The following is a 12,389-nucleotide window of genomic DNA, read 5'->3' as shown; positions in this document are numbered from 1 at the left end:
TCTAGTCTTCTAAAATAATCTGTGCAAAAGCTAACTCATCTGTATGTGTAATGCTGACCCAGACTGCTCCTTCATGTGGAGATTTCGTGACAATTGGTTGTCCTGATTCATTTTTTAAAATTTCGATCTCTTGAAAGGTAACTTTACCGATCCCTGTTCCCCAAGCCTTTGAAAAAGCTTCTTTACATGCATAACGACCGCCTAAAAATTCAACCTGACGATGAAACGGCAGCAAACGAAACACTTCGATTTCACTTGGTGTCAGTACGCGATCAATAAAGTTTTGCTTTTCTTTGATGATCGTAGCAATCCTCGACAGTTCAACTGCGTCAATTCCAATCCCTTTTATCATACACGATTCTCTTTTCAAAAAATTTTAGAACACTCTAATTCTACCAAATTTTAGACAATTTACCACCAATAAGTCTAGAAATAACAAAAATGAAAGTTGTTTCTTATACGAAACCAACTTCTGCAATTCCTTTCATAAAAACTCATTGAGAATCGACACAAAAAAATCGCTGTCTTAAAAAAATAAGCGCCAGTACCTTCAGCCATTTTTTTACGAACATTTTTCAAAAAAAAGAAAAGGACGATTAGAAAAATAGCTGATATACAAATATTTTCTGCCTTCAGCCATTTCTATAATCGATTTATTGGCATTTATTCTAATTTACCATGAATCACGTATAAAAAAAGAAATTATTTTTACTTAATAAACAAAAAAAACAACAATTCGATACGATTCTCTTAAAAAATCAATTGTTTTATTTTTTTAAATAACATTTTCGCTAAAGTTATTAAAAAACTATCTATAAATCGAAAAATGGAACAAAATCCCATATAAAACTATCTTGTATCCCTTGCTGTACATAGACTTTTTCTCTTTATCTTATATTTCTTTATGCACTAAAAAAGTGAGCTATTCGTTTTTTGTCATTCTCTCATCCCGCACAAACGATATGTAAAAAAAGCCCATAAGAACCAAAAATTAGGCAAGCTATTTTGGGATCTTACGGGCTAGTTCAGGTTGTATCCTTTACGGAACAACTACTTTATAAGCGGATTAGTCGTTGTTCGTGCGGATCACGAAACCACGTTTTTTATCATTTGAGCGTTTACCACCGTTATCTTTTTGCTTGTTGTGGTTTTTGCTGTAGCTACCGCTGCCTTTTGAATTTTTGTTGCCTCGGTAGTTGCCATTGTCACGGCGATTGCGGTTGTTTCCGCCACCTCCACCACGTTTACCATTTTTGTTGTAGCCTTTTTTCTGCATTGGTAATGGACGTTCTGGTGTGATTTTTACTGGTGTCGCATCTGATGGATCTTTGGCTGTTGTCTTTAATAATAAAGCGACTAAATCTTGTGCAGAGTATTCTTCCAATAATTTATCCGCAGTTTGCAGATATTTATCTAAGCCATTCTCTTCAAGTTTTTCTTCGATTTGTTCAACGGCAGCGCCTAGTTGTCCTTTGAATGCTTCTTTTTCAGTTGGTGGACGTAATGTCGTCATGCGTTTTTTCGTTAAGTTTTCGATGACGTGTAAGTAACCCATTTCGTTTGGTGTAACGAAAGTTACTGACATACCGCCTTTACCTGCACGGCCAGTACGACCGATACGGTGAACATAGCTTTCTGGGTCTTGAGGGATATCGTAGTTGTATACGTGAGTCACTCCTGAGATATCTAAACCACGTGCGGCTACGTCTGTAGCAACTAAAATATCTAAATGACCACTCTTGAATGAACGTAACACGCTCATACGTTTTTGTTGGGAAAGGTCGCCATGGATACCTTCTGCACGATAACCGCGAGCTTCTAGCCCACGTGCTAATTCATCCACACGACGTTTTGTACGACCAAAGACAATTGTTAACTCTGGTGTTTGTACATCTAATAAGCGAGTCATGATATCAAATTTTTCGTATTCTTTTGCACGAACGTAGTACTGATCGATCAAGTCAGCAGTCATTTCTTTGGTTTTGATTTTCACGTGTGTTGGATCTTTCATGAATTTCACACCGATATTTTTGATTGCTGGTGGCATTGTTGCTGAGAACAATAGTGTTTGACGTTGTTCTGGCACTTTAGAGATGATACTTTCGATATCTTCTAAGAAGCCCATATTAAGCATTTCATCTGCTTCATCTAAAACTAATGTTTCAACAGTTCCAAGTTTCAATGTGTGACGGTTGATATGGTCTAACATACGACCTGGTGTACCAACAACGATATGTGGGCGGTCTTTCAATCCACGGATTTGGCGACCAATATCAGCACCACCATAAACTGCTTGGACACGGACACGTTTGTCACGTCCTAGACGATAAAGTTCTTCTTGTGTTTGGATCGCTAATTCACGTGTTGGTGCAATAACTAATCCTTGTAATTCTTGACGACTTGCATCGATTTTTTCTAACATCGGTAAGCCAAATGCAGCAGTTTTACCTGTTCCTGTTTGTGCTTGTCCAATCACATCTTTACCTTCTAAGGCAAGTGGAATCGTTTCTGATTGGATCGGTGTCGCTTCTTCAAATCCTGCACGCTCTACTGATTTTAATAATTCTGGTGATAATTCTAGTTCTTTAAATTTCAAATGAATCCTCCTATATGGTTGTTAACTGAGGATGTAGCGATAAATTGCTACCCCGTCTCTTGTTCGGTCAAAGTGTCTGTTTCTTTTGACAGTGGCCACGCACGTTTCCCATCCATTCTTAGCCCCTGTGGCACCACCGAAAAATCACTTTGCGAAGTTTAGGCATTAGAAAAGCCAAACGGGTCGCGTTCAGCTTTATCATTGTTATGACATCTGGCTTCACATTCATCTTCAATCCAGTCCAATTTCTCTTCATCTTTCGGCAATAGGTTATTCTAGCATAATTTATTGTTTTCTGCAAGTTTACAGTTTTTATTTCATTTCTTGTAGTCGTTCAACGACTTCAATCAAGCCCATACTATTGCTGCCTTTCAATACGATGGTGTCGTCCGGTTGGATTTCTGCAACGATTTCTGCAATCAATTGTTCTTTGTTTTCTTCTGTGTGGTAAACCGGCAAGTCAGGATATTTTTGCGCCAACACATCTTTTAGTGCTTGCATCTCTTTTCCATACAAAAAGATCATTGAGAACACATCTGAAGAAATATGTTCACTCATTGATGCATGCATGCGTGATGATTCTGCGCCTAGCTCCAACATATCTGCTAAGACAGCAAGTTTTCTTCCTGTGGCTGGAATGTTTGCAACAGTGTCTAGGACTAACCCCATTGCCGTTGGGTTCGCATTGTAGACATCACTTAAAATAGCAGCGCCATTTCCAGCTGTTAACCATTCTGTTCGGTTTTGTGTCACTGAGACAGTTGCCAGTCCTCGACGGATTGCTGGCAGAGACAACTCAAAAAACTGTCCGATTGCATAGGCAATCAGTGCATTCGTCACATTATAGCTACCAGGTAATGGAATTGTGAATGATTCGCCTTCAACGATAAACGTTGTCTGTTGCTTTTCTTCTGTGATTTCTTGTGCAGAGATGTCGCCTTCTTCAATCCCAAATGTTTTGATTTTCTGTGTCAACGGTGCTAGAAGCGGCTCTAACAATGGTTCATTATTCGGTACGAGCAATAAACCGTCTGGCAATAAACCATCCGCGATTTCCATTTTCGCTTGAGCAATCCCTTCACGTGAGCCTAGATTTTCAATATGGGCTTCACCAATCATCGTGATTGCTGCGACTTTAGGTTGTGCCAACAAGGAAAGTTCAGTAATTTCATTGGCATGATCCATTCCCATTTCTAAGACGATCTTTTCAGTATCTTGTGGCATGTGCAAGATTGTATACGGCATACCAATATTATTGTTGTAATTCCCTTGTGTCTTATAGGTTTTATAACCTTGTGCCAAAACAGAAGCAGTTAGATCCTTTGTGGTTGTCTTACCATTACTGCCGGTCACAGCCACAACGTCTGCGCCAACTTTTTTCAAGTAATATTGCGCCAGATCTTGCATCGCTTTTAAAGGATCAGAGACTGATATGATTGCAATGCCTTCAGGTGCCTTCTCGACTTCCCAACTCCAAAACGTTGCGACTGCTCCATTTGCAATTGCTTGTTCAATAAACTCATGGCCATCTCTTGCACCGGCTAAAGGAACAAATAGATTCCCTTCTGTGATTTTTCGACTATCAAATTCTACTCCTGTGATCAATTGACTTGAGTCATGATGACTTCCAACTGCTTGGGCAGCTTCTTGTATTGTAATGTTCATCGATTCTCTATCCTTTCGATTTAGATAAGCAGACGTATATGCATCGAAACAAAAAAAGTTGTGAAGATCGCCCATACCGATAGCGTCGAACAGTAAAAATCTTTCGCTTTCAATCAGTACCCGATGATCATTCACAACCTTTGTTTTGATAGACACACTACTTCATTTCGTTCATGCTTGTGTTGATTACGTTTAAACTATTCAAAGAAACTTTGTCTTTGATTGTAACGGTTCAAGCCTAATTGAATCAATTCTTCAATCAAGTCCCCGTATTGCAAGCCCATATTTTCCCATAATAATGGGTACATGCTGAACGCTGTAAATCCAGGCATTGAATTCAATTCATTAAGGAATAACTCATTTTTATTCGTCAAGAAGAAATCGCATCGGCTCAAGCCACTTCCACCTAACATCGTGTAAGCTAATTTTGCGTACTCTTGTGCTTTTTGGTGAACTTCTTCTGGTACCTCAGCTGGAATCTGCATCTCGATTCGATTATTGATGTATTTTGCCTCGTAATCGTAAAAAGCCACGTCTTTCACTACTTCACCAGGTAACGTCGTGCGGACATCTTCATTTCCTAACACAGCGACTTCGATCTCGCGCGCTTCGATTCCTTGTTCAACGATAGCACGTGAATCGTATTGGTAAGCTGTTGCTAAAGCATTCTGCAATTCTTCTCGAGTTTCAGCTTTAGTGATTCCAACACTTGATCCCATATTAGCTGGTTTGACGAACATTGGGTAAAGCAATGAGCCCTCACATTGGTCAAACACTTTTTTAGGATTTTCTTTCCATTGGTTCTTCAAGACTGGAACATACGGTACTTGCGGCACACCGGCTGCTTGTAAAATATATTTTGTCATGATCTTATCCATAGCACAAGCACTCGTCAACACCCCCGCACCGACATAAGGCATATTCAAAGTTTCTAAGAAACCTTGGATCGTTCCGTCTTCGCCATTTGGTCCATGAAGAACTGGGAAAACGATGGCGCCTTCTTCTTTGATTTCTCCTGGATTGATGACAGTTCCGGTAAATCCTTCTGTCATTTTCCCACTAGGATCCCATGTCAAGTGCAACTCCTCTTCACTTGCGGGTTTTTCAGTTAATAAGGGGCCTTTGACCCACTGTCCGTCTTTACTAATAAATACGAGCTGTACTTGATAATAAGCATAATAAATAGCATTTAAAACGGAGAACGCTGAAAGAATCGAAACTTCGTGTTCCGCACTGCGTCCACCATATAATAAAGTAATCTTCAAAAGATTTTCCTCCTGTATTCGATATCATTCATTTTTACTTCATATTTTAGCACAAAAACAAAAGATGCAAACAGCTTATTTGAAAAAAGGTGAGGTACTTGTCATTTTATCCGAGAAACAGCGGAATAGTTGTCGCTTTTTTCCCTAACAGTTATGATAAGGAAAAGGAGGCATGATGATGACTAAAACTACTTCTCGAAGCCGCTTAACAGAGATCATTCAAGTATTCATCAAAGAAAATGTCCTGCCTAATCTGATCCAGCAAAAAAATCCTAAACAAGTCAAAAAAGCATTCGAAGAGCTTGGATCAACTTTTATCAAAATCGGGCAAATGCTTTCTGTACGTGATGATTTACTCTCTGCTGAGTTTACTAAGACATTTAAAACATTGCAAGACAACGTGCCAAGCGACCCTTTTGTCACGACAAAAAAAACAATCGAACAGGAATTAGACACACCCTTAGATACGATTTTTGATGATTTTAATAAAACACCTTTTGCTTCTGCTTCAATGGGGCAAGCGCATCGTGCCATCCTAAAAAATGGCGATGCCGTCGTCGTAAAAGTCCAACATCCGAATATTGCGGAAGAAATCATGATGGACTTGCAGTTATTTGAACGGGCGATCCCTTTGATCAAATATATTCCTGAGACAAGCGTGATCGATTTGAAAGGTGTCTTGCAAGAAGTCAAACGTTCGTTGACCAACGAATTAGATTTCTACAAAGAAAGTCAAAATGGCGCACGTTTCTATCAACTAAACAATCATTGGTATGAAGTTCGATCTCCTAAGATCTATGAATCTCTCTGCACAAAAAAAGTCATTGTGATGGAAGAGATGGCTGGAAAGAATTTCAACCAATTGATGAACCTAGAAGAAACGGACACACCCCTCATCGCGCCACTTTCTAATACACAACTGAAACAGCAAGTCGCCAAACGATTGATCGAGCATTTTATGAAGCAAATCTTTGATGATGGCTTTTTTCATGCCGACCCACATCCCGGCAATTTGTTATTCCATCCTCTACCTTCAGAGGCGCTTTCAGACAATGTCGCAACAACGACGAAAGAACACCAAAAACAGTTAGGTACTCTTTCGCTCAAAACCAGTTCCACTGTCACTGAACCGTTGCAACCATATACGATCAGTTATATTGATTTCGGTATGATGGGTAGTCTTTCCGGCTCACTACGACAAAAACTAATGGAAGTCGTTCTTGCCATTTATACGCGAGATATTTACCGAATCGAAAAAGCCGTCGTCAACTTATGCCAACAAGAAGGACCATTTGATGAAAGTGAGTTTCATCAACAACTCGCTAACTTTTTGACACAATATCTGGACCTACCGATCGAAGAAATCGACTTACAAGAAGTCTTTTCACAAATCGTAGCCATCTGTCATCAAAACAACTTACAAATCGATCGTGATATCACGTTATTACTCAAAGCTTTCAGTACCTTAGAAGGCGTGATCCGTGTCCTTGATCCAGAAGTTTCTTTGATGGAAGTGGCTACACCTTTTGCACAACGGTATTTCTTAGCACATTTATCCGTTGAAGATACATTGAAACAAGCCGGCTTGGACTTCTTAGAAGGCGTCAAGACTGTCCCAAAAATCCCGCAACAAGTGCACCATCTCCTTGAAACTTGGCGTTCTGGACAAGGGAAAATCAACTTGGAGTTAAAGAAACAAGATCAACTGATGAGCCGGATCGAAAGTATGGTGAACCGCTTAGTCTTCGGTGTGATACTCGCTGCATTAATCGTCGGTTCTTCGCTTCTCGTCCAAGCTGCACCAGACGACCAAATCAATTTTATTACACTGCTAGGTATATTCACCTATACGATCGCAGCTGTAGTCATCCTCTTTTTAGCGATCGATACGCTGATCAAGTATTATAAAAAAAGGCGAAAATAAGCGACGACATCTGAAAATAATTCCATATTTTCGGATGTTGTCGCTCACTTTTTGCTGTTTAGAGTAAAGGGATAACGAGACCATTCCTGTTTTAGTCGATATCCCTTATTCCAATATTTATTTTCAAACTTTTAATATCTTCTCATTCACGTTTTTATTTCATCTTTCGTTCATCAGGTACGATTCTTTGCGATAACAACCACTTATGGAAGAACCATTCAGCGATTCCGATCAATAACGCAGGCACTAACACTTTCATCCAAATATCCGCCATATCGTTCATGAAATAAAGATATAACCATAGAATGACTGCAGCTGAACCAGCATCTGCAATTGTAGCTGCGATATTTCCTACTTTTCTCAAAATCAGCAGATCACCTAATACATAGATCATTACAACAATGATCACTCCGACAATCGTTGAATCCATAAAGCTAACGCCATAAAGTCCTGTTAGTACGATCCATAGAATCGCCCAGATCATGATTGCTTTTACCACCAACGCCTTTACATGTTTCATTTTCTGCACTCCTTTCTTTTTGGTTAAAAACATATGATTATATAATTAAATAATCTTCATAATTATATCCCTTGTTATAGAATCAATCAAAGATATCGCACTTCACCTAGTAATAAAAAAAAGTGAACACTGCTTCTATTTAATTAGAAACAATGTTCACTGACAATTACTCTATTCCTATTTCTTCAAGCGCTCGGATCAACGCTTCTTTGAACCGTTGATGGTCTTCGTTAGTAAAAGGTTTCGGTCCTTTTGTGCGGATACCAGCTTTTCTCAACTTACTGCTTTGATACCGTTGCTCTAGTAGCCCGTCAATGTTCGTTGTATCAAACTCTTTCCCTGATTGATGAAACACTCGAACACCTTTAGGTAAGACCAGTGAAGCTAAGCCATAATCTTGAGTAACCAAAAAATCGCCTTTTTTGATCAGTCCGACAATTTTATAATCGGCACTGTCTGCTCCTTTATCGACGTAGACAAACTGCACATGATCCGGATACTCTTTATTTGTATAGTGATCCACACTTGTGACGATCATTACTTCTAGTTGAAATGAAGCGGCGATTTCAATCACATCATTTTTCACTGGAGAGCCATCACCATCAATGAATATTTTTCGCATGTTCTTTCCTCCACAAAAGATAAACAGCTATTACTCCTACGAGCAATACACCGACATTGATCCATTTTACGTAGACTAACAATTGGATCATCGTTTTTGGTACGCTAAGTCTGCCAGTCAGCTGGAGCAATACACTCACAGGTTTATCCAGCCATTGGGCCATCACTAGCATCAATGACATCAACAAGAATTGATGGGTCACACTTCCTTTATTTTGTGTCGTAAACTTCGTGATCACACGATTATCCATCGGTATTGACGTATCGATCTCATAATACGTACGATTCAACCAACTGCCTACTACCGCGTGCCAGAAGCTTAGTAAGAATAAACCGACCACAAAGCCGATTTGCGGAAGCAACAGAATCAGCAATGAACTGAACAAACCCGCCAGTTGAACGAGTACAGGATCGATCGTTGGAATCCCGATGAGCTGTTTTCCAATGATTTTGGCTAATACCATCCCTGCAATATAAGGCAAATACATATACACACCTAGATAATCAAAGCCATGTACACGACCGATATAAAGTGTGCCAAATAAAAAGAGAAAATTACCTAACATACCATTCAAAAAAGTAAAGCTATTCAACCAAGTAGGTAGTTTCCACCGCTTCCTTGCTCTCCCTAGATAGAACGCCGCAAAGAGAAACAGCAGCATAAACCCATAGATTGCCACATCAAATAATGCAGGATCGATCAACAAACGAGCATTTCTCAAAAGAAACAACAATACAAAAAAGCCAATAAATAAAAGAAGTTCCTTTGTAACTACCACATTTGACTTTAGCTCTTTAAAATCTAATTCATAGCGTGGATAATGACTGACCGTATGATACGCCATAATATAAAACAATGTATAAAGCGCTAATGTCATCACGACTTGTGTCGAACCAGGTAGCTCGATCGATCGAAACAAAACAAGCAATAAAAGGATCGCAAAAGGGAATTTGTTTGCTGACATGTTCGTGAATCCCTGTTGTTTTTCATGGTAATTCACCGTCATATTTGTTGGTACCAACCATGCCGCACTAAGCCCTAAAAGCACACTCGATAAATAATACAGTGGAAAGTAGAGGACACCAAAAATCCCGATCAACGAACCTGCCCCACCTGTCAACAATGAAATCATCAACAAGGTATAACTATCTAGACCAAAGCGGATGCTACTCACTAAAAACAATCCTGTCATCCGAAATGTATAAAATAAAGTAAACGGTAAAATCGACAACCATTGATTCCCGTCACTCAAGCTTAAAAATAAAAGATACGGTACTAAGATGACCGTATTACTCAAAATAAAAGGCGTCGTTTGTGTAAAATTCCGCACAAATCGCTTGATTTTATCAATCATATAAAAACTCCTTACGCATCAAACATGGGGTATTTTCCATGTCAACACATCATCTCTATAGACACTCTCTTAGGTCTATGGGTACAAATTTGATTATACCATAGGAGCAAGGCAGCCAGAACCCCACATCTCCCCATTCTCTCTCCAAATCAAAAAAGCAGGAACTCCTCAAAATTTGACTAGCAAACTTGGGGAATCCCTGCTTTTTCTTTGAGGTTGAGCATTTCTGCCCAGACCTCACTGGTGCCTGAAGAATCAGACAGACAAGCCCTTCTCCACAAAAGTCTTGTCCAGCACGCCTACATCCGGTAGGTGATCCGCAGATCATGTGCCGCCAAAATCAATTAGACCTCTATCATTCAGAGATCTTCTCGACCCGTCGCATAACGTATACTTTAACACACTCAATCAGTTTATGCGAGCCTTTTTTTCATTTTATAATCGACCATTTGAAATCCTTCACCGATGTCTGAGATCAATTCTTCTTCAATGACAAACCCTTGATGTTGATAGACCGCAATTGCTTGTCGATTGTCTTGATTGACACGTAAAAAAATCTCTTGTGCCTCTGTTTCTCTAGCTAGTTGTTCGTACCAACGAAAGACTTCAGATGTCAAGCCTTTTCCACGTACGTCTTGTAGAATGTAGAGCTTACTCAAATAGATTGAAGAAGCTATCTTTTCATACGCAGTGTAGCCAACGGTTCGTCCAGCTAATTTCAATAAGAAGTAGCTGACCCCTGCAGCACATTCCTTTTCGATCTGTTCTTTCGATTGATAAGTCTCCAACATATAAGCGACTTGTCTTTGACCGATGATCGGCGTGAACGCTTCGGGCCATACTTCATGGATGACTGCGACGAGTTCATCTAGTTCTTTCTCAGTCACTGCGACTTTCTCCAACATGTTATCCCCCCAATCAATGAACTAAAAATGCCCTTGTGCCTGTTGGAACAAAAACAACATGATCATACTGTAAGCAGCGACAGACCAAGGTTTTAAAAGAATAATGATTTGCATGTATTCTTTAAATGAGAGCTTCGTCAACCCTGCGACAAGACAAATCAAATCATCTGGCGCGAAAGGTAAAAGTAAGGTGACGACCAATACTTTTTTGATGTTTTGCGTTTTATCAGCGACTAACTGCTCAAATTTCTGGAATTTTTTTGGCGATAAGATGAAACGGACAAAACTCGTCCCATAATAACGCACGAACAAAAAACCAATTGCTTCACCGATGATCAAGCCAATACAACTATACAGCAACCCAAAAGCATTGCCAAACATCAACATCCCAGCCACGGAAGAAATCCCTCCCGGTAGAATCGGGATAACGACTTGAATGATCTGGATGACGATAAATAAGATGACCGCATGTCTCCCAAACTGTTGCATGAATTGTTGTAACGAATCTGCCGATTGGAAGATTCCGTGGCGATACCCATAAATAATCAATATGAAAAATATACTTAAACCAAGGAGTGGTGCGAATTGGATGGCTCTATGTATCCATGTTTTTTTCTCAGTCATATGTTTCTCCTACACTTTTCATTTTTTCCTTATTTCATAAAAAGAACAGTTAGCGGGCAGAGGCAACTGTGCCTAGCTGCGAGAAATAAGCTATAAAATCCGAAAATATCCCTCATATCCTCAGATTCTACAGCTTATTCCCTCAGTAGTTACTTATGAAACCCTGTTGATTCGGTTTTAGTAGACCGTCACTCATGCTACAGCCCTCTCAACTGCTCGTTTTACTGATGATTCAAAAAACTAGCAACTTTCGTCGTGATCAAATCGATGGCCACGTGATTTTCGCCACCTTCTGGCACGATGATATCAGCATAGCGTTTTGTTGGTTCAATAAACTGATGATACATCGGCTTAACGACTGTTAAATATTGTTCGATCACAGAATCTAACGTACGTCCACGCTCTTCCATGTCGCGTTTGATCCGGCGAATGATCCGAATGTCATCGTCTGTATCTACATAGATCTTGATATCCATCAAATCACGTAAACGTTCGTCTTCTAAAATCAAGATACCTTCCAAAATAATGACTTCTTTTGGTTCTTGAATGATCGTTGCTTGACTTCTTGTATGCGCAACATAATCATAGACTGGTTTTTCAATGGCTTCATAGTTCAGTAGTTTTTCAACGTGCTGGATCAGCAGTTCATTATCAAAGGCAAAAGGATGATCGTAGTTTGTATTCAACCGTTCTTCAAAGCTTAAATGACTTTGATCTTTATAATAAGAATCTTGTTCAAGCATCATGATGGAGTGGTCTGGAAAGTGACTAAAAATCCCTCGGCTGACGCTTGTCTTTCCGCTTCCCGATCCGCCCGTCACACCAATGATAATTGGCTTGCTTTTTGTCATTGACTAAAACCTCTTTCATATCCGTTTTTTCATTCTAATCTATTATAGCGAAAAAAAAGGAAA

At 39.5% G+C, this 12,389-nt stretch carries 11 protein-coding genes; 1 reads left to right on the top strand and 10 read right to left on the bottom strand.

Annotation, left to right across the window (positions count from 1 at the left end):
* Position 1: 1 nt before the first annotated feature.
* From acpS to DOK79_RS07095, 4 genes are all read right to left on the bottom strand, one after another.
* Positions 2-352 carry a holo-ACP synthase gene (acpS, locus tag DOK79_RS07110; protein ID WP_206854380.1) on the bottom strand — a complete coding sequence of 117 codons (351 nt, stop codon included), beginning with the start codon at positions 350-352 and terminating at the stop codon, positions 2-4.
* A 714-nt stretch (positions 353-1,066) separates the two neighbouring features.
* Complete coding sequence (gene cshA, locus DOK79_RS07105) at positions 1,067-2,596, bottom strand: degradosome RNA helicase CshA (RefSeq protein ID WP_206854382.1); 1,530 nt, start codon at positions 2,594-2,596, stop codon at positions 1,067-1,069.
* A 312-nt stretch (positions 2,597-2,908) separates the two neighbouring features.
* A complete protein-coding gene (locus DOK79_RS07100) occupies positions 2,909-4,261 on the bottom strand; it encodes a UDP-N-acetylmuramoyl-tripeptide--D-alanyl-D-alanine ligase (protein WP_206854384.1) in 1,353 nt (450 codons plus the stop codon).
* 197 nt (positions 4,262-4,458) lie between these two features.
* Entirely contained in the window at positions 4,459-5,526 is a 1,068-nt protein-coding gene (locus DOK79_RS07095; protein WP_206854386.1) for a D-alanine--D-alanine ligase, read from the bottom strand.
* A gap of 178 nt (positions 5,527-5,704) precedes the next feature.
* On the opposite strand from DOK79_RS07095, the gene DOK79_RS07090 reads away from it, so the two are divergent.
* Positions 5,705-7,450: an ABC1 kinase family protein gene (locus DOK79_RS07090; protein WP_206854389.1), complete on the top strand. Its 1,746-nt coding sequence runs from the start codon at positions 5,705-5,707 to the stop codon at positions 7,448-7,450.
* 154 nt (positions 7,451-7,604) lie between these two features.
* Here the strand turns inward: DOK79_RS07090 and DOK79_RS07085 are convergent, their stop codons facing one another.
* The 6 genes from DOK79_RS07085 to udk form a co-directional block, all read right to left on the bottom strand.
* On the bottom strand, positions 7,605-7,970 hold the full coding sequence (locus DOK79_RS07085; RefSeq protein WP_206854393.1) for a DUF2512 family protein: 366 nt from the start codon (positions 7,968-7,970) through the stop codon (positions 7,605-7,607).
* 166 nt (positions 7,971-8,136) lie between these two features.
* Entirely contained in the window at positions 8,137-8,592 is a 456-nt protein-coding gene (locus tag DOK79_RS07080; protein WP_206854395.1) for a YaiI/YqxD family protein, read from the bottom strand.
* Positions 8,573-9,946: a hypothetical protein gene (locus DOK79_RS07075; RefSeq protein WP_206854397.1), complete on the bottom strand. Its 1,374-nt coding sequence runs from the start codon at positions 9,944-9,946 to the stop codon at positions 8,573-8,575. The genes DOK79_RS07080 and DOK79_RS07075 overlap by 20 nt, the downstream gene beginning before the upstream one ends.
* A 413-nt stretch (positions 9,947-10,359) precedes the next feature.
* Positions 10,360-10,848, bottom strand: coding sequence for a GNAT family N-acetyltransferase (locus DOK79_RS07070; protein WP_206854768.1), 489 nt, complete (start codon positions 10,846-10,848; stop codon positions 10,360-10,362).
* Positions 10,849-10,872: 24 nt separating this feature from the next.
* Entirely contained in the window at positions 10,873-11,475 is a 603-nt protein-coding gene (locus tag DOK79_RS07065; RefSeq protein ID WP_206854398.1) for a TVP38/TMEM64 family protein, read from the bottom strand.
* A gap of 221 nt (positions 11,476-11,696) precedes the next feature.
* Complete coding sequence (gene udk / locus DOK79_RS07060) at positions 11,697-12,326, bottom strand: uridine kinase (RefSeq protein WP_010734363.1); 630 nt, start codon at positions 12,324-12,326, stop codon at positions 11,697-11,699.
* Positions 12,327-12,389: the final 63 nt, after the last annotated feature.

The organism is Enterococcus sp. DIV1094 (genome assembly GCF_017316305.2).
Taxonomy (GTDB): Bacteria; Bacillota; Bacilli; order Lactobacillales; family Enterococcaceae; genus Enterococcus_B; species Enterococcus_B mangumiae.
Note: the sequence above shows the minus strand (reverse complement) of the source record. Positions and strands in the feature narration are given on the sequence as shown.

Excerpts from the sequence above, each read along its gene's own strand:
- DOK79_RS07090 (WP_206854389.1), top strand. The coding sequence starts at position 5,705 with ATGACTAAAACTACTTCTCGAAGCCGCTTAACAGAGATCATTCAAGTA.
- udk (WP_010734363.1), bottom strand. The coding sequence starts at position 12,326 with ATGACAAAAAGCAAGCCAATTATCATTGGTGTGACGGGCGGATCGGGA.
- DOK79_RS07075 (WP_206854397.1), bottom strand. The coding sequence starts at position 9,946 with ATGATTGATAAAATCAAGCGATTTGTGCGGAATTTTACACAAACGACG.
- DOK79_RS07100 (WP_206854384.1), bottom strand. The coding sequence starts at position 4,261 with ATGAACATTACAATACAAGAAGCTGCCCAAGCAGTTGGAAGTCATCAT.
- DOK79_RS07065 (WP_206854398.1), bottom strand. The coding sequence starts at position 11,475 with ATGACTGAGAAAAAAACATGGATACATAGAGCCATCCAATTCGCACCA.
- acpS (WP_206854380.1), bottom strand. The coding sequence starts at position 352 with ATGATAAAAGGGATTGGAATTGACGCAGTTGAACTGTCGAGGATTGCT.
- DOK79_RS07085 (WP_206854393.1), bottom strand. The coding sequence starts at position 7,970 with ATGAAACATGTAAAGGCGTTGGTGGTAAAAGCAATCATGATCTGGGCG.
- DOK79_RS07080 (WP_206854395.1), bottom strand. The coding sequence starts at position 8,592 with ATGCGAAAAATATTCATTGATGGTGATGGCTCTCCAGTGAAAAATGAT.